Annotated in this window: 23 protein-coding genes; 9 read left to right on the forward strand and 14 right to left on the reverse strand. The window is 71.3% G+C overall.

The annotated features are described in order from the left end of the window. Positions 1–12: 12 nt before the first annotated feature. Positions 13–1221 carry a PucR family transcriptional regulator gene (locus tag E2E34_RS01010; RefSeq protein WP_138899991.1) on the reverse strand — a complete coding sequence of 403 codons (1209 nt, stop codon included), beginning with the start codon at positions 1219–1221 and terminating at the stop codon, positions 13–15. A 181-nt stretch (positions 1222–1402) separates the two neighbouring features. On the opposite strand from E2E34_RS01010, the gene E2E34_RS01015 reads away from it, so the two are divergent. The 5 genes from E2E34_RS01015 to E2E34_RS01035 are packed head-to-tail and all read left to right on the forward strand — an operon-like array spanning position 1403 to position 6209. Continuing rightward, positions 1403–2212, forward strand: coding sequence for an ABC transporter ATP-binding protein (locus tag E2E34_RS01015; protein WP_138899992.1), 810 nt, complete (start codon positions 1403–1405; stop codon positions 2210–2212). Next, positions 2209–2991, forward strand: a complete 783-nt coding sequence (locus E2E34_RS01020) for an ABC transporter ATP-binding protein (RefSeq protein WP_138899993.1) — start codon at positions 2209–2211, stop codon at positions 2989–2991. Before E2E34_RS01015 ends, E2E34_RS01020 begins: the two co-directional genes overlap by 4 nt. Then, a complete protein-coding gene (locus tag E2E34_RS01025; protein WP_138895603.1) occupies positions 2988–3878 on the forward strand; it encodes a branched-chain amino acid ABC transporter permease in 891 nt (296 codons plus the stop codon). Before E2E34_RS01020 ends, E2E34_RS01025 begins: the two co-directional genes overlap by 4 nt. Continuing rightward, positions 3871–4929, forward strand: coding sequence for a branched-chain amino acid ABC transporter permease (locus tag E2E34_RS01030; RefSeq protein WP_138899994.1), 1059 nt, complete (start codon positions 3871–3873; stop codon positions 4927–4929). Before E2E34_RS01025 ends, E2E34_RS01030 begins: the two co-directional genes overlap by 8 nt. Before the next feature lie 2 nt (positions 4930–4931). Next, positions 4932–6209, forward strand: a complete 1278-nt coding sequence (locus E2E34_RS01035; RefSeq protein WP_138899995.1) for an ABC transporter substrate-binding protein — start codon at positions 4932–4934, stop codon at positions 6207–6209. Positions 6210–6288: 79 nt separating this feature from the next. On the opposite strand, the gene pssA is transcribed toward E2E34_RS01035, so the two are convergent. The 9 genes from pssA to E2E34_RS01080 form a co-directional block, all read right to left on the reverse strand. Beyond that, positions 6289–7110 (reverse strand): CDP-diacylglycerol--serine O-phosphatidyltransferase, encoded by an 822-nt coding sequence (gene pssA, locus E2E34_RS01040; RefSeq protein WP_208765111.1) that lies wholly within the window; start codon positions 7108–7110, stop codon positions 6289–6291. Positions 7111–7132: 22 nt separating this feature from the next. After that, positions 7133–7789 carry a phosphatidylserine decarboxylase gene (locus E2E34_RS01045; RefSeq protein ID WP_138895600.1) on the reverse strand — a complete coding sequence of 219 codons (657 nt, stop codon included), beginning with the start codon at positions 7787–7789 and terminating at the stop codon, positions 7133–7135. 170 nt (positions 7790–7959) lie between these two features. Next, positions 7960–9165, reverse strand: coding sequence for an acyl-CoA dehydrogenase family protein (locus E2E34_RS01050; protein ID WP_138895599.1), 1206 nt, complete (start codon positions 9163–9165; stop codon positions 7960–7962). Positions 9166–9167: 2 nt separating this feature from the next. Then, positions 9168–9680, reverse strand: a complete 513-nt coding sequence (locus tag E2E34_RS01055) for a MaoC family dehydratase (RefSeq protein WP_138899997.1) — start codon at positions 9678–9680, stop codon at positions 9168–9170. A gap of 2 nt (positions 9681–9682) precedes the next feature. Next, the gene (locus E2E34_RS01060) at positions 9683–10654 is read right to left on the reverse strand and encodes an HpcH/HpaI aldolase/citrate lyase family protein (protein ID WP_138899998.1); all 972 of its coding nucleotides are present in this window, start codon (positions 10652–10654) and stop codon (positions 9683–9685) included. Beyond that, entirely contained in the window at positions 10651–12663 is a 2013-nt protein-coding gene (locus tag E2E34_RS01065; RefSeq protein ID WP_138899999.1) for a protein meaA, read from the reverse strand. Before E2E34_RS01065 ends, E2E34_RS01060 begins: the two co-directional genes overlap by 4 nt. After that, on the reverse strand, positions 12663–14000 hold the full coding sequence (gene ccrA / locus E2E34_RS01070; RefSeq protein ID WP_138900000.1) for a crotonyl-CoA carboxylase/reductase: 1338 nt from the start codon (positions 13998–14000) through the stop codon (positions 12663–12665). The genes E2E34_RS01065 and ccrA overlap by 1 nt, the downstream gene beginning before the upstream one ends. A 408-nt stretch (positions 14001–14408) precedes the next feature. Beyond that, on the reverse strand, positions 14409–15239 hold the full coding sequence (locus E2E34_RS01075; protein WP_208765108.1) for a TetR family transcriptional regulator: 831 nt from the start codon (positions 15237–15239) through the stop codon (positions 14409–14411). Positions 15240–15336: 97 nt separating this feature from the next. After that, positions 15337–17118 carry a 3-hydroxyacyl-CoA dehydrogenase family protein gene (locus E2E34_RS01080; RefSeq protein WP_138900001.1) on the reverse strand — a complete coding sequence of 594 codons (1782 nt, stop codon included), beginning with the start codon at positions 17116–17118 and terminating at the stop codon, positions 15337–15339. 346 nt (positions 17119–17464) lie between these two features. Here E2E34_RS01080 and E2E34_RS01085 point away from each other — a divergent pair, with 346 nt between their 5' ends. Further along, the gene (locus E2E34_RS01085; protein WP_138900002.1) at positions 17465–18043 is read left to right on the forward strand and encodes an adenylosuccinate lyase; all 579 of its coding nucleotides are present in this window, start codon (positions 17465–17467) and stop codon (positions 18041–18043) included. On the opposite strand, the gene E2E34_RS01090 is transcribed toward E2E34_RS01085, so the two are convergent. Both E2E34_RS01090 and E2E34_RS01095 read right to left on the reverse strand, forming a co-directional pair. Continuing rightward, positions 17992–18522 carry a GNAT family N-acetyltransferase gene (locus E2E34_RS01090; protein ID WP_138900040.1) on the reverse strand — a complete coding sequence of 177 codons (531 nt, stop codon included), beginning with the start codon at positions 18520–18522 and terminating at the stop codon, positions 17992–17994. The two genes, E2E34_RS01085 and E2E34_RS01090, sit on opposite strands and share 52 nt — an antisense overlap. 26 nt (positions 18523–18548) lie before the next feature. Next, a complete protein-coding gene (locus E2E34_RS01095) occupies positions 18549–19061 on the reverse strand; it encodes an SRPBCC family protein (RefSeq protein WP_341870201.1) in 513 nt (170 codons plus the stop codon). A gap of 63 nt (positions 19062–19124) precedes the next feature. Here E2E34_RS01095 and E2E34_RS01100 point away from each other — a divergent pair, with 63 nt between their 5' ends. Then, positions 19125–19712: a TetR/AcrR family transcriptional regulator gene (locus tag E2E34_RS01100; protein ID WP_138900003.1), complete on the forward strand. Its 588-nt coding sequence runs from the start codon at positions 19125–19127 to the stop codon at positions 19710–19712. Between the two features lie 60 nt (positions 19713–19772). On the opposite strand, the gene E2E34_RS01105 is transcribed toward E2E34_RS01100, so the two are convergent. Together E2E34_RS01105 and E2E34_RS01110 are read right to left on the reverse strand one after the other, a co-directional pair. Next, positions 19773–21362 (reverse strand): alpha/beta hydrolase, encoded by a 1590-nt coding sequence (locus tag E2E34_RS01105; protein ID WP_138900004.1) that lies wholly within the window; start codon positions 21360–21362, stop codon positions 19773–19775. Between the two features lie 121 nt (positions 21363–21483). Further along, complete coding sequence (locus tag E2E34_RS01110) at positions 21484–22512, reverse strand: Rv2578c family radical SAM protein (protein ID WP_138900005.1); 1029 nt, start codon at positions 22510–22512, stop codon at positions 21484–21486. Between the two features lie 137 nt (positions 22513–22649). On the opposite strand from E2E34_RS01110, the gene E2E34_RS01115 reads away from it, so the two are divergent. Both E2E34_RS01115 and E2E34_RS01120 read left to right on the forward strand, forming a co-directional pair. Beyond that, entirely contained in the window at positions 22650–23093 is a 444-nt protein-coding gene (locus tag E2E34_RS01115) for an SRPBCC family protein (RefSeq protein ID WP_138900006.1), read from the forward strand. 299 nt (positions 23094–23392) lie between these two features. Then, on the forward strand, positions 23393–24124 hold the full coding sequence (locus tag E2E34_RS01120; protein ID WP_138900007.1) for a class I SAM-dependent methyltransferase: 732 nt from the start codon (positions 23393–23395) through the stop codon (positions 24122–24124). The last annotated feature ends 33 nt before the right edge of the window (positions 24125–24157 follow it).

Here is a 24157-nt window from a genome sequence, read left to right on the forward strand (position 1 = left end):
CACCCGGCCGCCTCACGCCCCCGACAGCCGGAACGCGTCCAGGGCCAGCGTCATCTCGATCAGGTCCCGTGGCCGCGACAGCGAACGCGACGTCAGCTGTTCGAGCCGCCGCAAGCGGTTGAAGACCGTGTTCCGGTGGCAATACAGCCGCCCGGCGGTCCGCCCCGCCGACCCCTCGCACGCCAGCCACGCGTCCAGCGTCTCCAGCAGCACACCCCGGTCCGCCGGGTCGAGCCCCATCAGATTGCCGAACACGTCCGCCACCAGCCGCTCCGCCAGCTCCGGCTGACTGACCACCAGCGCCGTCGGCATCCGCTCGTCGAGCCGTACGATCCCGGTCGCGTCCGGCGCGCACGTCCGCAGCGCCAGGTCCGCGAGCCGCCGCGCCCGGCCCAGGGCCGCCAGCCCCTCCACCACCGGGCTGATCCCGCCCGGCCCCGGGCAACGCCCGGCGAGCAGCTCCGACAGGGCGGCCGGCGTCGTCTCCTCGCCCAGCGAGACGACGCCCACCTCGCAGTCCGTGCGCATCCGCCAGATGAACCGCATCCCGGCGCCCTGGATCCGCCGGTGGAACGGCTCGCGCCCGTCCCGCCGCTCCAGCCGCAGCACCACCACCGCGTACCGCCCCTGCTCCGGCAGATCGAGGCCGGCCGCCGCGCGGGCCGCGAGGGCCGGTGAGTCCTCGCCCTCCAGCAGGGCGTCCAGCAGCGCCTGGAGCCGCTCGTCGGTACGGTGGCGCAGTTCGGCCTCGGTCGCCCGGTACGCCTCCGAGGCCGTCGCCGTCTCCGCGTCCACCGCCGCGAACACCGTCGTGGCCGCCCGCATCAGCACCGCGAGCCGCTCCGGACCGCCGCCCTCCGCCCCTTCCGCGCCCTCCAGCAGCGCGTCCCAGATCAGGTAGCCGGCCTGCCGGTACGAGTGCACCAGCAGCTCCAGCGGAAAGCCCTGCTGGGCCCGCCGCCGCCCGGTCCACTCCGCGTACTCCAGATCCCGGCGCGGCTCCGTCTTCGGCGCGGAGATCGCCTCGATGCCGATCCGCATCGCGCGCTCGGTCTCCTGCCAGTGCTGGTCCTGCGACAGGACCCGCGTGTACAGCGGCGAGTGCGCGTGCAGCTCGCGCAGGTGCCGGTCCACCAGGTCCGGCAGCCGGTCAAGCAGCGCCGTACATGCCTCGGTCAGCACTGCCCAGTCGTGTCCCGTCCGTGCTCTGCGGCCTCCCATGGGGCGAGAGCGTGCCACGTGCCGTGCCGTGCCGACAGCCCCCTGACACGCGGTGTTGTGCGCGTGCACAACCGTCCGCGGGTGCGGCTGGTCACCGGCAGCGGTTGTGCCGCGAGCCGTGGACGGCGGCCCCCGCCGGTGCTGAGGTGAGCGCCATCGAACGGCCCGAGGAAGGGGTGCCATGGCGGGCGCCGCATTGGAAATACGGGATCTTTCGGCGGGGTACGGACCCGTGCGGGCGCTGCGACACGTGTCGCTCACGCTGCCCGAGGGGTCCGTCGTCGCCGTACTGGGCAGCAACGGAGCGGGCAAGTCCACGCTCCTGCGCGCCATCTCCCGCACACTGTCGTTCCACGGCGGAGCGGTCACCGGGGGCACCGTCGCCTTCGGCGGCCGGCCGCTGACGGGCCTGACACCCGACCGGGTGGTGGCGGCCGGGCTGTGCCAAGTCCCGGAAGGGCGCCAGGTGTTCGCCCGGATGACGGTGACCGACAACCTGCGCGCCGGCGCCCTGGGCGCCACCGGGAACCGCGCCGCCCAGGCCGCCGCGCTGCGCCGCGTCCACGAGCTGTTCCCGGTCCTGGCCGAACGCGCCGGGCAGCGCGCGGGGCTCCTCTCCGGCGGTGAGCAGCAGATGCTGGCGGTCGGCAGGGCCCTGATGGCCGGCCCGATGCTGCTGCTCCTGGACGAGCCCTCACTCGGGCTCGCTCCGCTGATGGCCCAGCGGATCGCCGAGACGATCACAGAGATCAACGCCCAGGGCACGGCCGTACTGCTCGTCGAACAGAACGCCGCCATCGCCCTGCGTCTCGCCTCGCACGCGTACGTCCTCGACGTCGGCGAGGTCGTCCTGTCCGGGCCCGCCGACGAGCTGGCCGCCTCCGACGAGGTGCGCCGCCGCTACCTGGGCGTCGTCGACGAGGACGCCGCCGCCGACGCCTCCGAGGCGGTGGCGGCCCACCGCACCCTCAGCGTCTGGGAGGGCGAATGAGCACCGGGGCCCCGACGCTGGAAGTGCGGGACCTGACCGTACGGTTCGCCGGCCTGACGGCCCTGGACGGGATCGGCTTCACCGTACGGCCGGGAACGGTGCACGCCGTCATCGGACCCAACGGCGCCGGCAAGTCCACCTGCTTCAACGTCCTGTCCGGCGTGTACCGGGCCACCTCCGGCAGCGTCCGCTTCGGCGGCGAGGAGCTGACCGGCCTGCCGGCCCACCGGATCGCGGACCTCGGTGTCGCCAGGACCTTCCAGAACCTCGCCCTGCCGCCCGGAGCCACGGTCGAGGACAGCCTGATGCTCGGCCGGCACCGGCTCACCCGCACCGGCTTCGTCGCGGCGGGCCTCGGGCTGCCGTACGCCGTGCGCGAGGAGGCCCGGCACCGCGAACGCGTCCGGGAGATCGCCGCGTTCGTCGGTCTTGAGGACCAGCTGGCCCGCCCCGCCGGGACCCTCCCGTACGGGCAGCAGAAGCTCGCCGAGCTGGCCCGCGCCCTGTGCATGGAGCCCAAGCTGCTGCTCCTCGACGAGCCGGTCGCCGGGATGACCGCCGGTGAGCGCCGGGCCACCGCCGCCGTCGTCGCAGGCGTACGGGACAGCCTCGGCATCTCCATCGTGCTGGTCGAGCACGACATGGGGGTGGTGATGCGGCTCGCCGACTCCGTGACCGTCCTCGACTTCGGTCGGCTGATCGCCGACGGGACGCCCGCGTCCGTCCAGTCCGACCCCGCCGTCGTCCGCGCCTACCTGGGAGAGGAGGCCACCTCATGACCACCTTCGCCGAACTGCTCCTCAACGGGATCTCGATCGGTTCCGTCTACGCCCTGATCGCCCTCGGCTTCGTGGTGATCTTCCGCGCCACCGAGGTCGTCAACTTCGCCCACGCCTCGCTGCTCCTCGCCGGCGGTTACGTCACCGCCGTGCTGCACGACGACATCGGCTTCTGGCTCGCCCTGCTCGCCGGGATCGGCGGCGCCGCCGCCGTCGGCGCCGGCGTCGAGTTCCTGGTGATGCGCCGCTACCGGGGCTCGAACCACAGTGTGCTGGCCATCGTGACCATCGGCGTCGACATCCTGCTCACCACCGAACTGACGCGCCGCATCGGCACCGACGTCCTCGCCCTGGGCGACCCCTGGGGCGACTCCGTCCTGACCGTCGCGGGGGTGAGCGTCGCGCACACCCGCATCGCCGCGTTCGTCGCCGCCGGCCTGCTCATCACGGCGTTCCTGCTCGCCTTCCGCCTCACCTCCTGGGGGGTGGCGATGCGCGCCGCCGCCGAGAACTCCGAGACCGCCGCGCTGATGGGCGTACGCCTGGGCCGGGTCTCGCTCGGCGCCTGGGCGGTGGCGGGCGGCCTCGCCGCCGTCGCCGCGCTGTTCCTGACGGTCTTCCCGACGCCGGGGCTCGAACGCTCCACCTCGCTCGCCGCCATGAAGGCGTTCCCCGCCGCGATCCTGGGCGGTCTCGACTCCACCACCGGAGCGCTCGTCGGCGGCTTCCTCGTCGGCATCACGGAATCGCTCGCCACCGGCTACCAGGGCGACCTGACGTTCCTCGGCCGCGGCATCGGCGACCTGGCGCCGTACCTCGTGATGGTCGCCGTCCTGCTGGTCCGCCCGGCCGGCCTCTTCGGCACGAAGGAGCTGGCCCGTGTCTGAACCGATCAAGCGGCTGCGCCGCCCGGCGCTGTGGACCGCCGGAGCGGTCCTGCTGCTCGCCCTGCCGTTCTACCTCGACCGGTTCTGGCTCCAGGCCGGCCTGTTCGCGATGGCCGCCGCCATCGGCGCCATCGGGCTCAACCTGCTGACCGGCGCCACCGGCCAGCTCTCCATGGGCCACGCCTTCTTCCTCGCCGTCGGGGCGTACGGCTACTGCGTCCTCGCCGGGGACTCCACCGCCACGCTCACCGGCCTGAACCTCCCCAGCTGGCTGGCGGCGGTCCTGGCCGTGGCGCTCGCGGGCGTCGCCGGCGGGCTGTTCAGCCCCATCGCGGGCCGCCTCCAGGGCGCGTACCTCGGCATCGCCACCCTCGCGCTGATCTTCATCGGCCAGCACGTGCTCTTCAACGCGCACGACCTGACCGGCGGCTTCAACGGCCGCGACGTTCCCCCGCTCAGCCTCTTCGGCGTCACCTTCGACGAATCCGAGCTGCTGGTGGCCGCCGTGCCCTTCGGCAGCGCCGAGAAGCTCTGGTACGTCGCCCTGCTCGCCCTGGCCGGCTGCGCGCTCTTCGCCCGCGGCGTACTGCGCGGGCGCCCCGGACGGGCCATGAACGCCATCCGCGACCACCGCATCGCCGCGGGGGTCATGGGTGTCCCGGTGGCCCGCTACCGGGCCGGGGTGTTCGTCCTGTCCTCCATGTACGCGGGCCTGGCGGGCGTCCTGCTCGCGCTGGTCTTCCAGCGGACCGTGCCGGAGTACTTCGGCATGATCCTGTCCCTCGAATACCTGGCCATGATCGTCATCGGCGGTCTCGGCTCGGTCGCGGGAGCGGTGGTGGGGGCCGTGTTCGTCTCCCTGCTGCCCCAGCTCCTCACCCGGTACAGCGACGCCCTGCCCCTCGTCTCCGCCCCCGGTACGGGCGGGGTCGCTCCGGGCGAGGCGTCCCGGTACCTCTACGGCGCCGCCGTTGTCGCGGTGGTGCTCTTCCTGCCGGGCGGCCTGGTGCGGCCGGCCCTCCGGCGCAAGACGACAACCCCAGGGGAGTAACGATGCCCACGCGTACCCAGGTCACCAGAACCACCGCCGCCACGCTGGCGGCCCTGCTCGCGCTGACCGCGGCCGGATGCAGCTCCAAGGCGAAGGACAGCGGCAAGGACGGAGACAAGCCGAGCGCCGGCGGGATCAAGACCGGACAGGGCGTCACGGACAAGACGATCAAGCTCGGTGTACTGACCGACATGACCGGCGTCTACGCCTCGCTCGGCAAGAGCGTCACCCAGGCCCAGCAGCTGTACGCGAAGCAGATCAACGCCGACGGCGGCATCTGCGGCCGGAAGGTCGAACTCGTGGTCCGCGACCACGGCTACGACCCGCAGAAGGCCGTCTCCGGCTACACCGAGCTGTCGCCGCAGGTCCTCGGCTTCGCCCAGTTCATCGGCTCGCCCTTCGTCGCCGCCGTCAAGCAGCGCGTCGACGGCCAGGACAAGGGCCTGGTCATCCCCCAGGCGTGGTCCGCGTCCCTGCTGGGCAGCCCGTACATCCGCGTCATAGGCAACACGTACGACGTCGAGACGATCAACGCCGTCGACTTCCTCATGAAGGAGAAGGGCCTCAAGAAGGGCGACAAGCTCGGGCACGTCTACTTCGAGGGGGACTATGGCGAGAACGCCCTGGCCGGAGCGAAGTACGCCGCCGGGGAGGCCGGCCTCACCGTCGTCGAGCAGAAGATCAAGCCGACCGACAACGACATGACGGCCCAGGTGGCCTCGCTCAAGAAGGCCGGGGTCAAGGGCGTGGTGATCAGCGCGGGACCGCGCCAGGCCGCCTCGTTCGTCGGGGTCGCGGCGGCGGTCAAGCTCCAGGCGCCGATCATCGGCAACAACTCGGCGTTCTCGCCGCAGCTCCTCGCCACCCAGGCCGGCCCGGCGCTGACGAAGAACTACTACGTGGCCTCACCCACCCAGCCCATCGGCACCGACAGCCCGGCGGCCAAGAAGCTCGTCGCCGACTACAGGGCGGCGTACCCCTCGGACGCGCTCGACAACGGCGTGGTGGCCGGCTGGACGGCGGCCTCCGTCTTCGGGGAGGCGCTGAAGAAGGCGTGCGCGGCGAAGGACCTCACGCGCGAGGGCGTCGACAAGGCCCTGCTGACGATCGACGCGTACGACTCGGGCTTCGGGACCACCCACGACTTCACCGACCCGAAGGCGCCCTCCTCGCGCCAGACGGTCGTCCTGCGGCCGGACAAGAAGGCGACCGGAGGCATGAAGGTGGTCCGCGAGGCGGAGGTCTCCCAGGCCGCCGAGAGCTTCACCGTGGGCGGCTGACGGCCCGCGCGCGGCACCACGGCCGAGGGCCCCGGGGAAGCGTCCCCGGGGCCCTCGGCCGTACCTGCGGTACGAACGGTTACGGCAGCTGCGCCGCGCGCGCCACGCGACGGTTGTCGCGGAAGGTGTTCACCCGCCGCGCCGTGGCGAAGAGCGGGATGACCGCGCCCAGGACCACCTGGAGCGCGCAGCCGGTCGCCAGCAGGACCTGACCGCCCGGGGCGTCGAACGCCCAGGCCGCCAGCAGCCCCATGGCGCCCACGATCCAGCCGAGCATCGCCACCGCGAGGACGCCCCGCGGCTTGGGGTACTCGACCCGGCTCACCATCAGCCACGCGACGCCGATGATGGCGAGCAGCGTGGGGATGAAGGGGAGCTCCAGGAGGACGATCGAGACGACCGTGAGCGCGCCGAAGGGGCTCGGCATGCCCTGGAACATGCCGTCCTTCATGGTGACGCAGGAGAATCTGGCCAGCCGCAGGACCACCGCCAGCAGCACCACGATCGCCGCGAGCGCCGATACGCGCTGGTGGGCGTCGTCCGCGACCATCCCGTACACGAGCACGAAGTAGGCCGGGGCGAGCCCGAAGCTGATCAGGTCGGAGAGGTTGTCCAGCTCCGCGCCCATGGGCGAGCTGCGGAGCTTGCGCGCCACCAGCCCGTCGCAGAGGTCGAAGATCGCCGCGAGGAGCATCAGGATGACGGCGGTCGCGGCGCTGTGCCGCGCCATGCCGGTCTCCTGGCTGCCCTGGAGGTGCGGGATGAGGATTCCGGTGGTGGTGAAGTACACCGCCATGAATCCGCAGGTCGCGTTGCCGAGTGTGAGGGTGTCCGCTATCGACAGCCTCAAAGAGAGCGGCATGTCCTCGGCGTCGGCGTTCTCGTCCTCGGCCTCCGGCACCCAGCCGGCCCGTGTCTCGGGATCAGTCACGGTCAATTCGAGTCACCCCCGCGGTGGTCGCCTGACCGACCTCTACGTCGACCTCGACACCCTCCGGGAGGTAGATGTCGACGCGCGATCCGAAGCGGATCAGGCCGATGCGCTCGCCCTGCTCGACCTTGGTGCCCTGCGGCACGTACGGGACGATGCGACGCGCGACCGCGCCGGCGATCTGCACCATCTCGATGTCACCGAGCTCGGTGTCGAAGTGCCAGACAACGCGCTCGTTGTTCTCGCTCTCCTTGTTGAACGCCGGTACGAACCCGCCGGGGATGTGCTCGACCGACGTCACCGTGCCCGCGAGGGGGGCACGGTTGACGTGGACGTTCAGCGGGCTCATGAAGATCGCGACGCGGGTACGTCCGTCCTTCCACGGCATGATGCTCTGCACCACTCCGTCGGCCGGGGAAATGACCCGGCCCTGGGTGATCTCGCGCTCGGGGTCGCGGAAGAACCACAGCATGCCCGCCGCGAGCGCGGTGGTGGGCACGGCGACAGCGGCCCAGCGGCCGGACTTGCGGGCCCGGGCCAGGCTGAGCGCCGCGGTGGCGACGGTCGGCAGAAGCCACGGCGATGCTCCGCGAGCAAGGCGTCCATTGAGGAGGCCGTCGCGTGGTGCAGAGGTTTGGCTGTGGGGCATGGATGACCTTCGTAGCGGATGATGCCGCGCTGGCAACAGGGGGACGGCGGCTTACCGGCGATGGTAGCGGTTGCGGGCCGCAACTGGGCAAGCCAGAAGCCGAGTCGACGGCCTGAAGCCGATAACAGGGTGTGATCTTTTTCGCGGTCATTTACCCACGAAAGGGGCAATCAGCCCTGGAACCGGTACTCTTCGAGGAGTCGCCGACCGATGATCATTTTCTGGATCTCGGCGGTACCTTCGCCGATGAGCAGCATCGGCGCCTCGCGGTAGAGGCGCTCGATCTCGTACTCCTTCGAGAACCCGTATCCGCCATGGATACGGAAGGCGTCCTCGACGACCTCCTTGCAGTATTCGGAGGCGAGGTACTTCGCCATCCCTGCCTCTAGGTCGTTTCGTTCCCCGGAGTCCTTTTTGCGTGCTGCGTTCACCATCATCGCATGCGCTGCCTCGACCTTGGTAGCCATCTCGGCCAGCTTGAACTGAATGGCCTGGTGCTGGGCGATGGGCTTTCCGAAAGTATGACGTTGCTGGGCATACGAGACACCCAGTTCGAACGCACGCTGTGCGACGCCGCAGCCACGCGCCGCCACGTTGACGCGGCCGACCTCGACGCCGTCCATCATTTGGTAAAACCCTCGGCCGGTGGTGCCGCCGAGTACACGATTGGCCGGAATGCGCAGTCCGTCCATGATGAGCTCGGTGGTGTCGACCCCCTTGTAGCCCATCTTGTCGATCTTCCCGGGGATCGTCAGGCCGGGCCGCACCTCGCCGAAGCCCGCCTCCTTCTCCACCAGGAAGGTCGTCATCTGCTTGTGCGGGGCCGTGCCCTCGGGGAGACCCTCGTCACTGCGGCACAGGACGGCGACGAGCGTGGACGAGCCACCGTTGGTCAGCCACATCTTCTGGCCGTTCAGGACGTACTCGTCGCCGTCCTTCACGCCCTTGGACGTGATCGCCGACACGTCCGAGCCGAGCGCCGGCTCCGACATCGAGAACGCGCCCCGCACCTCGCCCAGCGCCATGCGCGGCAGGAACGTGTCCTTCTGCTCCTGCGTGCCGTGCTGCTTGAGCATGTACGCCACGATGAAGTGGGTGTTGATGATCCCGGAGACGCTCATCCAGCCGCGAGCTATCTCCTCGACGCACAGCGCGTATGTGAGAAGGGACTCACCCAGGCCGCCGTACTCCTCGGGGATCATCAGCCCGAAGAGCCCGAGCTCCTTGAGACCCTCGACGATCTCCGTCGGGTACTCGTCACGGTGCTCCAGCTCCGTGGCGACCGGAATGATCTCCTTGTCGACGAAGTTCCTGACCGTGGCCAGGATCTCCTGCTGGATGTCGGTCAGACCGGCGGTCTGGGCGAGACGGGCCATGGCTACTTCTCCTGGGACTTCGGCTCCGGGCGGCCGGGCTGCTCGCCGCCGCGCTCCTTGATGTACGTCTCGGTCGGGACCATCACCTTGCGCCGGAACACGCAGACGACGGTGCCGTCCTGCTTGTAGCCCTTCGTCTCGACGTAGACGATGCCGCGGTCGTTCTTGGACTTCGACGGCGTCTTGTCCAGGACGGTCGTCTCGCCGTAGATCGTGTCGCCGTGGAAGGTCGGCGCGATGTGCTTGAGCGACTCGACCTCCAGGTTGGCGATCGCCTTCCCGGAGACGTCCGGCACCGACATGCCCAGCAGCAGCGAGTAGATGTAGTTGCCGACGACGACGTTCTTGCCGAAGTCGGTCGTCTTCTCGGCGTAGTTGCTGTCCATGTGCAGCGGGTGGTGGTTCATGGTCAGCAGACAGAAGAGGTGGTCGTCGTACTCGGTGACCGTCTTCCCGGGCCAGTGCTTGTAGACCGCACCGACCTCGAACTCCTCGTACGTGCGTCCGAACTGCATGATCAGGCCTCCGGGGCTTCGAACTTCGAGGTGCGCCGCATGCCGGCCGCGCGTCCCTTGCCGGAGATGACCAGCGCCATCTTGCGGCTCGCCTCGTCGATCATCTCGTCGCCGAGCATCGCCGAGCCCTTCTTGCCGCCCGCCTCGGAGGTGTAGTAGTCGTACGCGTCCAGGATCAGCTCCGCGTGGTCGAAGTCCTCCTGGGACGGCGAGAAGATCTCGTTCGCGGCGGCGACCTGGTCCGGGTGCAGCACCCACTTGCCGTCGAAACCGAGGGCGGCGGCGCGCTTGGCGACCGCCTTGTAGCCCTCCGGGTTGCGGATCTGGAGGTAGGGGCCGTCGATCGCCTGGAGGTTGTTGGCGCGGGCGGCCATCAGGATCCGCATCAGGATGTAGTGATAGGCGTCGGCGTCGTAGCCGGGCGGCTGCTCGCCGACGACCAGGGACTTCATGTTGATGGAGGCCATGAAGTCGGCCGGGCCGAAGATGATCGTCTCGACCCGGGGGGATGCCGTGGCGATGGCGTTGACGTTGTTGAGGCCCTGCGCGTTCTCGATCTGCGCCTCGATGCCGATCTTGCCGACCTCGAAGCCCATCGTCTTCTCGATCTGCGTCAGCAGGAGGTCCAGCGCGACGACCTGCTGCGCGTCCTGGACCTTCGGCAGCATGATGCAGTCGAGGTTCTGGCCCGCGCCCTCCACCACCGTGACGACGTCGCGGTACGTCCACTCGGTGGTCCAGTCGTTGACGCGCACGACCCTGGTCTTGCCCGTCCAGTCACCCTCGTTGAGGAACTTCACGATGGTGTGCCGGGCCTCGGGCTTGGCGAGCGGCGCGCACGCGTCCTCCAGGTCGAGGAAGACCTGGTCGGCCGGGAGGCCCTGGGCCTTCTCCAGGAAGCGCGGGTTGGAGCCCGGCACGGCGAGGCAGGAGCGGCGGGGGCGCAGCCGGTTCACGGGCTGGGGCGTGGTCATGCGGGGACCTCCAGAGGGTCGAGCTTGTTCGCTTTCCGGATCTCGTCGACGATACGGCCGATGATCTCCGTGATGCCGAAGTCCTTCGGGGTGAATACTGCGGCCACTCCGGCGGCCCGCAGCTCCGCGGCGTCCGCCGGCGGGATGATCCCGCCCGCGATCACCGGAATGTCGGCGGCCCCGGCCTCCCGCAGGCGTACCAGCACGTCGGGCACCAGCTCGGCGTGCGAGCCGGACAGGATCGACAGACCGACGCAGTGCACGTCCTCCGCGAGAGCGGCGCTCACGATCTGCTCGGGCGTCAGCCTGATGCCCTGGTAGACCACCTCGAACCCCGCGTCGCGGGCCCGTACGGCGATCTGCTCGGCGCCGTTGGAGTGCCCGTCCAGGCCGGGCTTGCCGACGAGCAGGCGCAGCCGCCCCGAGCCGAGGTCCTCGGCCGTACGGGCCACCTTGTCCCGTACGGCGGCGAGCGGCGTGCCCGCCTCGGCGGTGACGGCGACCGGTGCGCTGCTCACGCCCGTCGGCGCGCGGAACTCGCCGAAGACGTCGCGCAGCGCCCAGGACCACTCGCCGGTGGTGACGCCCGCCCGGGCGCACTCGACGGTGGCGGCCATCAGGTTCTCGGTGCCCGCCGCGGCCTTCTTGAGGGCCGCCAGCGCCTCGGAGGCGCGGGCCTCGTCGCGGTTGTCGCGCCACTCGTGCAGCTTGGCGACGACGCGTGCCTCGTTGGCCGGGTCGACCGTCATGATCGCGCCGTCGAGGTCCGAGGTGAGCGGGCTCGGCTCGGTGGCCTCGTAACAGTTGACGCCGACGATCTTCTCGTCGCCGGACTCGATGCGCGCGCGGCGCTCGGCGTGCGAGGACACGAGCTGCGACTTGAGGTAGCCGGACTCGACGGCGGCCATCGCGCCGCCCATCTCCTCGATGCGGTCCATCTCGGCGAAGGAGTCGGCGACGAGCGCGTCCACCTTGGCCTCGATGACGTGCGACCCCGCGAAGATGTCCTCGTACTCCAGCAGGTCGCTCTCCAGGGCGAGGACCTGCTGGATGCGCAGCGACCACTGCTGGTCCCAGGGCCGGGGCAGGCCCAGCGCCTCGTTCCAGGCGGGGAGCTGCACGGCGCGGGCGCGGGCGTCCTTGGAGAGCGTGACGGCCAGCATCTCCAGGACGATGCGCTGGACGTTGTTCTCCGGCTGCGCCTCGGTGAGGCCGAGCGAGTTGACCTGCACGCCGTAGCGGAAGCGGCGCTGCTTCTCGTTCTCGATGCCGTACCGCTCGCGCGTGACCTTGTCCCAGATGCGGCCGAAGGCGCGCATCTTGCACATCTCCTCGACGAAGCGGACGCCCGCGTTCACGAAGAAGGAGATACGGGCGACGACGTCCCCGAACTTCTCCGCCGGCACCTGACCGCTGTCCCGTACGGCGTCGAGGACGGCGATCGCCGTGCTCATGGCGTACGCGATCTCCTGGACCGGCGTGGCGCCGGCTTCCTGGAGGTGGTAGCTGCAGATGTTGATCGGGTTCCACTTGGGGATGTTGTTCACCGTGTAGGTGATCATGTCCGTCGTCAGGCGCAGGCTGGGCACCGGCGGGAAGACATGCGTCCCGCGCGACAGGTACTCCTTCACGATGTCGTTCTGCGTCGTCCCCTGGAGCTTGGTGACGTCGGCGCCCTGCTCCTCCGCGACCACCTGGTACAGCGCCAGCAGCCACATGGCGGTGGCGTTGATGGTCATCGAGGTGTTCATCTGCTCCAGGGGGATGTCCTGGAACAGCCGCCGCATGTCACCGAGATGAGAGACCGGGACCCCGACCCGGCCGACCTCGCCGCGGGCGAGGATGTGGTCGGGGTCGTAGCCGGTCTGCGTCGGAAGGTCGAACGCCACCGACAGGCCCGTCTGGCCCTTGGCGAGGTTGTTGCGGTACAGCGCGTTGGACGCCTCGGCGGTCGAGTGGCCGGCGTACGTCCGCATGAGCCAGGGCCGGTCCTTCCGACGCTCGCTCATCAGATGTCCCGGAAGCGGTTGATGGCGTCGATGTGCTGCTCGCGGAGCTCGTGGTCGCGGACGCCGAGACCCTCCCGGGGTGCCAGCGCCAGCACGCCGACCTTGCCCTGGTGCAGGTTGCGGTGGACGTCGTACGCGGCCTGGCCGGTGTCCTCCAGCGAGTACACCTTCGACAGCGTCGGGTGGATCTTGCCCTTGGCGATGAGGCGGTTGGCCTCCCACGCCTCGCGGTAGTTCGCGAAGTGCGAGCCGATGATGCGCTTCAGCGACATCCACAGGTAGCGGTTGTCGTACTCGTGCATGTAGCCCGAGGTCGAGGCGCAGGTGGTGATCGTGCCGCCCTTGCGGGTGACGTAGACGGACGCGCCGAAGGTCTCACGGCCGGGGTGCTCGAAGACGATGTCGATGTCCTCGCCGCCGGTCAGCTCGCGGATGCGCTTGCCGAAGCGCTTCCACTCCTTGGGGTCCTGGGTGTGCTCGTCCTTCCAGAACTTGTAGCCCTCGGCGTTGCGGTCGATGATCGCCGTGGCGCCCATCGAGCGGCAGATGTCCGCCTTCTGGTCGCTGGAGACGACACAGATCGGGTTGGCGCCGCCGGCCAGCGCGAACTGGGTGGCGTAGGAGCCGAGTCCGCCGCTCGCGCCCCAGATCAGCACGTTGTCGCCCTGCTTCATGCCGGCGCCGTTGCGCGAGACGAGCTGGCGGTACGCCGTGGAGTTGACGAGGCCGGGGGCCGCCGCCTCCTCCCAGCTCAGGTGGCCGGGCTTGGGCATCAGCTGGTTGGACTTCACCAGTGCGATCTCGGCCAGCCCGCCGAAGTTGGTCTCGAAGCCCCAGATGCGCTGCTCGGGGTCGAGCATCGTGTCGTTGTGGCCGTCGGAGGACTCCAGCTCGACGGACAGGCAGTGCGCGACGACCTCGTCCCCGGGCTTCCAGGCGTTCACGCCGGGGCCGGTGCGCAGGACGACGCCCGCGAGGTCGGAGCCGATGACGTGGTACGGGAGGTCGTGGCGCTTGCTCAGGTCGCTGAGCTTGCCGTACCGCTCCAGGAAGCCGAAGGTCGAGACCGGCTCGAAGATCGAGGTCCACACGGAGTTGTAGTTGACCGAGCTGGCCATGACCGCCACCAGGGCCTCGCCCGGGCCGAGCTCGGGCACCGGCACGTCCTCGACGTGGAGGGACTTGCGGGGGTCCTTGTCGCGGCTGGCGACGCCGGAGAACATCTCGGCCTCGTCCTTGTGCACGGTCACCGCGCGGTACGACTCGGGGATGGACAGGGCGGCGATGTCTGCCGCCGTGCTGTCCTGCGACTGGATCGCGTCCAGGATTTCCTTCACGGGTGCCTCCGGCGAAGCGCGTACTCGAGGGAACGCTTTGAGGGGAAACGTCGGGGTGTTGCTGTGGAGGTGTGCCGTCGGTTCGGCGGTGGTGCGGGTGTTCGGCAGCGCGGGTAGCGCGGGAGGTTGCCTGTGACGCAGGCGCCCGGGCGCGCAAACACGTGGTTTGCGGGGACAGCCGGCGTACGAAAGATCACTGCACGCCGGCCGCCCGGACGACATCAAGGTATGACACCCCGTGCCACGTGACAAGACACTGAGTGCCAACAATTTCTCTCACTTGTCACCTCGCCGTCACACATGAGCGATGATCGATCGATCCTCCTCATCACAGCACGCGAAGACGCCGCCCGCCTCCCGGGTCTCCGGGGGCGGACGGCGTCCGTGTGCGGGGGGAGCGAGGCCGTGTCAGGCCTTCTTGAGCGCCCGTTCGATCGTGCGCATGACCTCGTCAAGAGGGGCGTCCGTACGGGCCACGGTCACCAGCACGTCACCGGTCACCGACGCCGACGCCGGGGGCTGGGCGGCGGGGGACGGCGCCGGCCTGGAGCGGCCCGCTCCGATGCCCGTGCCGAAGGTGTCGCGGACGATCGCGAACGCGTGGTCGAGCTGCGCCTCCACGTCGCCCTGGCCGCCCGCCCGCAGCCAGCGCCGCAGGACGTGGTTGTGGGCCGTCACGACGGCGGAGGCGGCCACCTCCGCCAGCAGGGGGTCGTCGTTGCCGTCGTGGTGGTCGCGCTCGTCGAAGTGGCCCAGCAGATATCGCGTGAACAGCCGCTCGTAACGGGCCACCGAGGCGATCTCGGCCTCCCGGAGCGTCGGGACCTCGCGGGTGAGCTTGTAGCGGGCGACGGAGACCGCGGGGGATGCCGCGTACATCCGCATGACTTCCTTGATGCCCCGGCAGACCGTGTCCAGCGGGTGCTCGTGCGGGGACGCCGCGTTGAGCACCGCCTCCGCCCGCACGAGGGTGTCGTCGTGGTCCGGGAAGATCGCCTCTTCCTTGGAGCGGAAGTGCCGGAAGAAGGTCCGGCGCGCGACTCCGCCGGCGGCGGCGATCTCGTCGACGGTCGTCGCCTCGTACCCCTTCGTCGCGAACAGCTCCATCGCCGCGGCCGACAGTTCGCGGCGCATCTTGAGCCGCTGGGCGGCGGCCCGGCTGCCCGCGGCGCTCTCGGGGGCATCGGACGCGGAGCTCGTACGGGACGGTCGTCGGGGGGAGTCAGCGGGCTGGGACATGCCCCGAACGTACTGCATCTGCGCAGGAGAGCGCGCCTGTGGGTGCGGGCCGCCGTCCGGCTCCAGCAGCCCGCCCCATCCGGTCACACCCTCCTGCTCAGCGCCCCGCATACTCCCGGAAGCCGCGTCCCGTCTTGCGGCCCAGGCATCCCGCGGCCACCAGGTGTTCGAGCAGCGGAGCCGGCGCCAGGCCCGGGTCGCGGAACTCGCGGTGCAGGACCTGCTCGATGGCGAGAGAGACGTCGAGCCCGACCACGTCGAGGAGCTCGAAGGGCCCCATCGGGTAGCCGCCGCCCAGCTTCATCGCGGCGTCGATGTCGTCCAGCGTCGCGTAGTGCTGCTCGACCATCTTGATCGCGTTGTTCAGGTACGGGAAGAGCAGCGCGTTCACGATGAATCCGGCGCGGTCGCCGCAGTCCACCGGGTGCTTGCGGATCTTGGCGCACACCTCGCGGACCGTCGCGTGCACGGCGTCCGAGGTCAGGACGGTACGGACGACCTCCACCAGCTTCATCGCGGGCGCCGGGTTGAAGAAGTGCATGCCGATCACGTCCTGCGGGCGCGAGGTCGCGCGGGCGCAGGCGACGACGGGCAGCGAGGACGTGGTCGTGGCGAGCACCGCGCCCGGCTTGCAGACCTTGTCGAGCCTCGCGAAGAGCTCCTGCTTGACCGTCAGGTCCTCGGCGACCGCCTCCACCGCCAGATCGACGTCGGAGAACGCGTCGAGCGAGCCGGCCGGAGTGACCCGGCCCAGCGTCTCCTCGCGCGCCTCGGCCGTCATCCGCCCCTTGTCGACGGAGCGGGCGAGGGACTTGGCGATCCGGGCCTTGGCCTTGTCCGCCTTCTCCTGGCTCCGGGCCGCGAGCACCACGTCGTACCCGGCCTTCGCGAACACCTCCGCGATGCCGGACGCCATCGTCCCGGACCCCGCGACGCCGACCGACCGCACCGGCCGGCCCGGGGTGGCCGTCGCCGACTCCAGCGGGGTGGAAGCGTCGCGCACCACCGTCTGGCTGCCGGGCGCCTCGTAGGTGTAGAAGCCCCGGCCCGACTTGCGGCCGCTCAGCCCCGCCTCGCTCAGCTGCTTGAGGATGGGCGCGGGGGCGTGCAGCCGGTCGTGCGACTCGGCGTACATGGCGTCCAGGACGGTGCGGGCCGTGTCGATGCCGATCAGGTCGAGCAGGGCCAGCGGGCCCATCGGCAGGCCGCAGCCCAGCCGCATCGCGGCGTCGATGTCCTCGCGGGAGGCGTACTTCGCCTCGTACATCGCGGCGGCCTGGTTCAGGTAGCCGAAGAGCAGGCCGTCGGCGACGAAACCGGGCCGGTCGCCGACCGCGACGGGCTCCTTGCCCAGATCGCGGGCGAGCGCGGTGACGGCCTCGACGGCCTGCGGCGCGGTGAGCACCGAGGACACGATCTCGACCAGCTTCATCGCGGGCGCCGGATTGAAGAAGTGCATGCCCAGCACCCGCTCGGGGTGCGCGGAGTCGGCGGCGAGGCGGGTCACGGACAGCGCGTTCGTGCCGGTCGCCAGGACCGCGGTGGGGCGCACGATGGCGTCGAGGGCGTGGAAGACCTGCTGCTTGGCCTCGTACGACTCGTGCACGACCTCGATCACCAGATCGGCTTCGGAGGCCGCCTGGAGATCGGAGAAGGTACGGAACCGGGCGAGGGCGTCGCGGCGCTCCTCGTCGGTGATCCGCCCGCGCTCCACCGCGCGGGCGGTGGATGCCTCCAGCGACGAGACGGCCAGCCGGGCGGCCTCCTCGCTGATGTCGATGCCGATGACTTCGCGGCCGGCGCGGGCCAGGACCTCGGCGATGCCGGTGCCCATGGTGCCGAGACCGACGACGGCGACGGTACTGAGAGGGGTGTCCATCACGGGACTCCAGAGAATGAGTGACGACTGAGGGCACACGCACCGCGCCGGAGGTACGCCAAGGGGCGCACGGCGAAAGGAGGTTGCGTGCGGAAGGGCTGATCCGAGGGACTGCGCGCTGCGCAGGGCGGGTCGAGCTGCGGGGCCGACGGACTCTGTCCCGGAGTCACGTCGCGGAAGAACACCGAACCGACAGAACACTCGGGCGGCTGCGTCACCAGGCCGCCATGAGGTGATCATTCAGCGGGGGGTGGCCCGCTCACTTGAGAGTAACCGGCGAGTAACGAGCGCGCCAGACCTGGCGGGATGTGATCTGGGACGCCTGTGCGCTGCATACGCTTGCGCCATGGACGAGGAGCTGCGGTCGCTCGCCGACCGGGTACGGGGTGAGGCGCGGTCCGGGCCGGGTGGTGCAGCGGCGTACGAGCGGCTGCTCGCCACCGAGGACCCCGACGAACTGGCGGGCGTGCTCACGGAGACGCAGCGCCCTCTGTGGGCCCGCGAGATAGCCGCCTTCCGCCTCGGTTGCTCCGGCGACCGGCGGGCGTTCGAGACCCTGGTGCTGCTCCTCAACCACCGCGACCCCGACCGGTGCGTCACCGCCGCGTACGCGCTGGCGCGCCTGGGCGACCCGCGCACCGCGCGCGCGGCGGCCGCGCTCGCCACGAACGCGCTGCGCACGGCGTACGCGCTGACGCCGGTGCGGCTGCTCACCGAACTCCGGGCGCCCGAGACCGTACCGGCGCTGATCACCACCCTGCGGGGGTTGCTCGCCCCGGCCAACCCCCACTGGCGGGTGGCGCTGGCCTGCGTCGAGGGCCTGGGGCAGCTGCGCGACGCACGGGCGCGGCCGGTGCTGGAGGCGGCGCTGGGTCACCCCAGACTGGGCGCCGCCGCGTCCGCCGCGCTCAGCCGCCTCGCGTAACGCGTCTCGGGGACGGCGGTGCCGAGCACGTCGAACGGGGCCTCGGCGCCGTCCGGGACGAAGCCGGCCCTCTCGTAGAAGCGGCGGGCGCGGGCGTTGCGGGTGAGGACCCACAGCAGCATCCGCGGGTGGCCGTCGGCGGCGGCGCGGGCCAGCAGCCCGGCGGTCAGCGCGCGGCCCGCGCCGGTGCCGTGGTGTTCGGGCAGTACGTACAGGGCGTACAGCTCGGCGTCCCCGGTCGGCCGGCCCGCCTCGTCGCGGTACGGGCCGCAGCAGCCCCAGCCCACGATCTCGCCGGCCCGCTCGGCGACCAGGTGGTGCGTCGTGCCGTCGTCCCCGGCGAGGTGGGCGCGGCGCCGGGCGGCGTCCTCCTGGACGCTCATCGCGTCGAGGTACGCCTGGGGCATCATCCCGGCGTACGCCGTCCGCCACCCCCGCACCCGCACCCGGGCCACGTTCTCGCAGTCGTCGAGGCCCATGTGCCGTATCCGCAGCTCGGCGGCGCTCACGCGGCCGCGCTCCCGCCGGGCGTGAGGCGGCGGAGCAGCCGGACGTACCGGCTCCAGCGGGCCGGGCGGGAGACGGCGCCCGTCAGCGCGGACTCGGCGCGGTCGAGGCTGTCCTCCAGGACCGCGTCGTGGAAGGCCCGGTAGGCGAGCGGCCAGCTGAGCAGGGCGGGGCCGCTCACCTTCATGGCGAGCGTGTGGCGCAGGACCGCCTGCCCCTCGCCCGCCGCGTGGACCGTGTACTCGTGGAAGCCGCCGAAACCGCGCGGCCCGCTGAACGCGAACCGGACCCACTCCCGGGGGACGTACGCCTCCACCGTGTACCGCACCGGTCCGTGGCCGCCCGAAGAGCCGGGCGCGAGCCCGTTGTCCAGCTCCATGGGCGGCCAGTGCTCACCGGGCCACAGCAGGTCGCCGGGGGTCGCGAGCGTGTCGAGGAGCGCGCCGGCCTCGCCGGCGGTGACGGGCAGGAGGCGCTCGTGGACGTTGAAGGCCGACATCGACGCTGGCATGGGAGCTCCCGGAATCCGTTTTGGAGAGGTCTCTCTATTTAATTGGAGGGTACTCTCCAGAACATGGCGAGGCCACCCCGTTACGACACCTCACTGCTCCTCGACGCCGCCGTGCGCCTCGCGGCGGAGGGCGGCCCGGCCGCCGTCACCATGGCGGCGGTCGCCAAGGCGGTCGGCGCCCCGAGCGGCTCCGTCTACCACCGCTTCCCGTCCCGGTCGGCGCTGATGGCCGAGGTCTGGCTCCGTACCGTCGAGAGATTCCAGGAGGGGTACGTCGCCGTCCTGACCGCGTCCGGTGACCCGGGGCAGGCCGCCGTCGCCGCCTCGCGGCACGTGGTGGCCTGGAGCCGTACGCACCGGGAGGAGACCGCGCTGCTGCTGCACGGCCCCGAGGCGTTCGGCAGGGGCGCCTGGTCGCCGGAGCAGGCCGAACGCGCCGACGCCGGCAATCGCCGGCTCTTCGGCCGGATCGCCGCCCTCGCGGCCGAGCTGGGCGCCCGCCACCCCGCGCAGACCGAGCGCGTCGCCCTCGCCCTCGTCGACCTGCCGCTCGCGCTCGTACGCCGTCATGTGCGGGGCGGCGGCCTCCTCCCCGCACACGCGGAACAACTCGCGGCGGACAGCACCGCCCTGCTGCTGTCCGATCTCTGAGCCGCGCGCGGGGGCGCGTCCGGTACGTCCGCCGCGCCCCGTGTCGCGGGCCCCGACGCCTCAGCCCCGGTAGCCCAGCAGCCCGTGCAGGGTGCTGCCCCGCGTCGGGGCCGCCGCCCGCTCCGGCGGCAGCGGCTTCGGATCGGGCAGCGCGTCGCAGACCGCGTCCGCTTCGCCGAGGCCGGAGCCGCGCGGCACCTCGCCGGTCGCGAGATAGTCCGCCAAGTGCCGGTCCAGGCACGCGTTTCCGCTCAGCGTGATGCCGTGGTTGCCGCCGCCGCTCTCGACCACCAGCGCCGAGCCGGACAGCATCCGGTGCAGCGCGGCCCCGCCGGCGTACGGCGTGGCGGCGTCCTCCGTCGCCTGGAACAGCAGCGCCGGCGGCAGTTCGCCGTTCGTGACGTCCGGCGGGTCGAGCCGCCCGGTGGGCCAGAAGGCGCACGGCGCGTTGTACCAGGCGTTGTTCCAGGTGGAGAAGGGGGCCTTCTCGTGCACGTCCCAGTTGTCCTCGTGCCAGGTGCCCCAGTCGCGCGGCCACGACGCGTCCCGGCACTGCACCGCCGTGTAGACGCTGTAGCTGTTGTCGTCGGAGGCGTCGTTCGCGCCGAAGTTCTTGTACGCCGCCACCAGCGGGGCCGGGTCCTTGTCGTTCACGTACGACGCGAACGCCTCGGCGAGGTGCGGCCAGTAGCCGTTGAAGTACCCCCCGGGCAGGTACGTGTCCTCCAGCTCGGCCGGGCCCACCTTCCCGCCCCCCGGGCTCCGGCGCAGCGCCTCGCGCATCCGGTACCACGCGGCTTCGACCGCTGCCGGGTCGCCGCCGAGCCCGTAGACCGCGTCGTGCCGGGCCACCCACGCGGCGAAGGCCTTGTGGCGGGCGTCGAACGCGTGGTCCTGCGCGATATTGTTGTCGTACCAGACGCCCGTCGGGTCGACGACGCTGTCGAGCGCGAGGCGCCGTACCCGCTGCGGGAAGAGCCGGGCGTACACCGCGCCGAGGTACGTGCCGTACGAGTAGCCGAAGTAGTTGATCCGCTGCGCCCCGAGCGCCCGGCGCACGACGTCCAGGTCCTTGGCCGCGCTCACGGTGTCGATGTACGGCAGCACGTCGCCGTACCTCTCGCCGCACGCCTCGGCGAACGCCCGCGCCCGCCCCACGCCGTCCCGCTCCTCCCGCGGTCCGCCCGGCACCGAATCGGGCCGCACGGCCGAGAAGTGCCCGGGCCGGCAGTCGAGGGCCGGCTCGCTCGCGCCCACACCGCGCGGGTCGAAGCCGATGACGTCGTACTGCGCCGCCACCTTCTTCGGCAGCGAACCGGCGACGAACCCCGCCAGGGACCGGCCGCTGCCGCCCGGGCCGCCCGGGTTCACGAGCAGCGGTCCCTGGAACTCCCGCGCGGTGTGCCGGACGCGCGACAGGGCCAGGGTGATCTTCCGGCCGTGCGGTTCGGCGTGGTCCAGGGGGACCTCGACCGAGGCGCACTGGAGCTGCGGATAGCTCTTGGTGCCGCACGCGGTCCAGGTGAGCGTGGTGCGCGCGGCGGGGCCGGCCGCTGACGCCGTGTCGGCCGAGACCGCCGGCGGTACGGCCGTGACCAGCCCGGCCACCGTCGTCCCGACGGCGAACAGCACTCCTGCGCGTTTCTTCACTGAGCCTCCCGTGCTGGGGAACGCGGCTGTGAGGGACACAGCCCCCGTCGCATCGTGCCGGAAAGTCAGGTGAAGTATGTGCTTATTAACACTTTTGTCTGTCGTGGCGTCTGTCGTGGCGTCAGAGCAGGGTGAGCTGCGTGGGGCCAGGAGTCTCGGGTTCGGCGGGCACCGGAACACGCCGGCGTACGCCGGGCCCGGACGGGCCTATGCCGAACTCGGTGGCGAGCTCGTGCACCTGACGGGTGATCCGCCGCTGGTACCACTTGGGCGCGTACGCCCCTTCGGCGTACAGCCGCTCGTACCGCCGCACGAGGTGGGGGTGGTGCTCGGCGAGCCACGCCATGAACCACTCGCGCGCGCCCGGCCGCAGATGCAGGACGAGCGGGGTGACCGAGGTCGCGCCCGAGAGGGCGATCGCCCGGACCGTGGCCCGCAGCTGGTCGGGCGAGTCCCCGAGGAAGGGGACGACCGGGGCCATCAGGACGCCGCAGCCGATGCCGTGGTCCGTGAGGGTGCGTACGACGTCGAGGCGGCGCTCGGGGGAGGGCGTGCCCGGCTCGACCGTGCGCCACAGCTCCTGGTCGGTGAAGCCGACGGAGACGGAGATGCCGACATCGGTGACCTCGGCGGCCTGCACCAGCAGGTCGAGGTCGCGCAGGATCAGCGTCCCCTTGGTCAGGATCGAGAAAGGGTTCGCGTGGTCGCGCAGAGCGGCGATGACGCCGGGCATCAGGCGGTAGCGGCCCTCGGCCCGCTGGTAGCAGTCGACGTTCGTGCCCATGGCGATGTGCGCGCCCTGCCAGCGGGACGAGGCGAGCTGGCCGCGCAGCAGCTCCGGCGCGTTGATCTTGACGATGATCTGGGAGTCGAAGTCCAGGCCGGTGTCGAGGTCCAGGTACGTGTGGGTCTTGCGGGCGAAGCAGTAGACGCACGCGTGCGTGCAGCCCCGGTAGGGATTGACCGTCCACTCGAACGGCATCCGGGAGGCGCCCGGCACCCGGTTCAGGATCGAGCGGGCCCGCACCTCGTGAAAGGTGATCCCCCGGAACTCGGGGGTGTCGAAGGTGCGGGTGGTCACCGCGTCCGTTCCGAAGAGCGCGGCCTCCCCGGTGGTGGCGGGGTTTTCGGCCAGATTGTTCCAGCGCATGTGCGCCTCCTCGGTAGCACTGACCACAGAATAGAACACATGTTCCCTTCCGTCGCGCAACCCCGATTTTGGGCGGCCGCGTGGGAGGTGGTTGGGTAAGCCGCACCCTTGAAAACCCAAGTGCTGGAGGAACAGGCATGGCGCAGGTCGAGGCCACCGCGGAGCGGATCATCGCGGCGGATGCGGAGACGGTGTTCGACACGCTGGCCGACTACAGCGGCGCGCGCGAGAAGCTCCTGCCCGAGCACTTCTCCGCGTACGAGGTGCGCGAGGGCGGCGACGGCGAGGGCACCCTCGTCCACTGGAAGCTCCAGGCCACCAGCAAGCGCGTCCGTGACTGCCTGCTGGAGGTGACCGAGCCGACCGACGGGCAGCTCGTCGAGAAGGACCGCAACTCGTCCATGGTCACCACCTGGACCGTCACCCCGGCCGGCGAGGGCAGGTCCAGGGCCGTCGTCACCACGGTGTGGAACGGCGCCGGCGGCATCGGCGGCTTCTTCGAGAAGACCTTCGCGCCCAAGGGCCTCGGCCGGATCTACGACGCCCTGCTCGCCAATCTCGCCGCCCACGTGGAGAAGTAGCCCCTCACCGGTTCGGGTGGTCTTGCCGGCGCGCCGGTGGTGCGCCGCAGGCGCTCCCACCGGCGGTCGAGCCGCCCGCGTACGCCTGCCGCCCCGCTTGCTGCCCCGGCGCACCGGACGCGATCTTCAACTCGGCCACGCGGACCGAACCTTCGGGGCCCCGGCGGGCGTGGGCCGTTCGGAGTGCCGCCGGAGGTTCCCGGGCCGCACGGGCGCGCTGAGCGCGGCGGCGGCCGGTGCCGGGTCCTACGCTGGGCCCGGCCCCGGTGCGGGGCGCCGGTGGACCCCAGGGAGCGACGATGCCGGAGCAGGGCCCGGAGGCGGCCGACGCGCAGCGCGAGCACTGGCAGCGGACGTACGCCGGGCATCCGGGGATGTACGGCGAGGCTCCCTCGGCCGCCGCCGTCCACGCCGCCGCCGTGTTCTGCGTGGCGGGCGCCAGTGACGTACTGGAACTGGGGACGGGCCACGGGCGCGATGCCCTGTACTTCGCCGGCTGCGGCTTCACCGTGCGCGCCACGGACTACAGCCCCGCGGGGCTGGAACAACTGACCACACAGGCCAAGGAGTTGGGCCTCGACCCGGCGGTGAGCGCCACCGTCCACGACGTACGGCGCCCGCTGCCGCTGCCGGACCGGTCGGTGGACGCGGTGTTCGCCCACATGCTGATGTGCATGGCGCTGTCGACGCCGGAGATCCACCGGCTGACGGACGAGGTACGACGGGTCCTGCGGCCCGGCGGCACGTTCGTCTACACCGTGCGGCACACCGGCGACGCCCACTACGGGGCGGGCACCGCACACGGTGACGACATCTTCGAGCACGGCGGGTTCGCGGTCCACTTCTTCGACCGAGCGCTGGTCGACGCGCTGGCCCAGGGCTGGGACCTGCGCGAGGTCCACGCCTTCGAGGAGGGTGACCTGCCGCGCCGCCTCTGGCGGATCACGCAGACGCTGCCGGGCGGCCCGGCCCCGGCGCGGGAGGACGGCGAGCGGTGCGGCGACGGACCGCCGCCGCGCCGGGACACGTGACGGACCGCCCCCGGACCAGACCTGTGGCGGCGC

Source organism: Streptomyces albidochromogenes, assembly GCF_005981925.1.
GTDB classification, from domain to species: Bacteria; Actinomycetota; Actinomycetes; order Streptomycetales; family Streptomycetaceae; genus Streptomyces; species Streptomyces albidochromogenes.

Bases quoted from the DNA above. Each gene is read 5' to 3' on its own strand.
- E2E34_RS01010 (WP_138899991.1), bottom strand. From the start codon at position 1,221: ATGGGAGGCCGCAGAGCACGGACGGGACACGACTGGGCAGTGCTGACC.
- E2E34_RS01015 (WP_138899992.1), top strand. From the start codon at position 1,403: ATGGCGGGCGCCGCATTGGAAATACGGGATCTTTCGGCGGGGTACGGA.
- E2E34_RS01020 (WP_138899993.1), top strand. From the start codon at position 2,209: ATGAGCACCGGGGCCCCGACGCTGGAAGTGCGGGACCTGACCGTACGG.
- E2E34_RS01025 (WP_138895603.1), top strand. From the start codon at position 2,988: ATGACCACCTTCGCCGAACTGCTCCTCAACGGGATCTCGATCGGTTCC.
- E2E34_RS01035 (WP_138899995.1), top strand. From the start codon at position 4,932: ATGCCCACGCGTACCCAGGTCACCAGAACCACCGCCGCCACGCTGGCG.
- E2E34_RS01045 (WP_138895600.1), bottom strand. From the start codon at position 7,789: ATGCCCCACAGCCAAACCTCTGCACCACGCGACGGCCTCCTCAATGGA.
- E2E34_RS01050 (WP_138895599.1), bottom strand. From the start codon at position 9,165: ATGGCCCGTCTCGCCCAGACCGCCGGTCTGACCGACATCCAGCAGGAG.
- E2E34_RS01055 (WP_138899997.1), bottom strand. From the start codon at position 9,680: ATGCAGTTCGGACGCACGTACGAGGAGTTCGAGGTCGGTGCGGTCTAC.
- E2E34_RS01060 (WP_138899998.1), bottom strand. From the start codon at position 10,654: ATGACCACGCCCCAGCCCGTGAACCGGCTGCGCCCCCGCCGCTCCTGC.
- E2E34_RS01065 (WP_138899999.1), bottom strand. From the start codon at position 12,663: ATGAGCGAGCGTCGGAAGGACCGGCCCTGGCTCATGCGGACGTACGCC.
- E2E34_RS01075 (WP_208765108.1), bottom strand. From the start codon at position 15,239: ATGTCCCAGCCCGCTGACTCCCCCCGACGACCGTCCCGTACGAGCTCC.
- E2E34_RS01080 (WP_138900001.1), bottom strand. From the start codon at position 17,118: ATGGACACCCCTCTCAGTACCGTCGCCGTCGTCGGTCTCGGCACCATG.
- E2E34_RS01085 (WP_138900002.1), top strand. From the start codon at position 17,465: ATGGACGAGGAGCTGCGGTCGCTCGCCGACCGGGTACGGGGTGAGGCG.
- E2E34_RS01090 (WP_138900040.1), bottom strand. From the start codon at position 18,522: ATGGGCCTCGACGACTGCGAGAACGTGGCCCGGGTGCGGGTGCGGGGG.
- E2E34_RS01095 (WP_341870201.1), bottom strand. From the start codon at position 19,061: ATGCCAGCGTCGATGTCGGCCTTCAACGTCCACGAGCGCCTCCTGCCC.
- E2E34_RS01100 (WP_138900003.1), top strand. From the start codon at position 19,125: ATGGCGAGGCCACCCCGTTACGACACCTCACTGCTCCTCGACGCCGCC.
- E2E34_RS01110 (WP_138900005.1), bottom strand. From the start codon at position 22,512: ATGCGCTGGAACAATCTGGCCGAAAACCCCGCCACCACCGGGGAGGCC.
- E2E34_RS01115 (WP_138900006.1), top strand. From the start codon at position 22,650: ATGGCGCAGGTCGAGGCCACCGCGGAGCGGATCATCGCGGCGGATGCG.
- E2E34_RS01120 (WP_138900007.1), top strand. From the start codon at position 23,393: ATGCCGGAGCAGGGCCCGGAGGCGGCCGACGCGCAGCGCGAGCACTGG.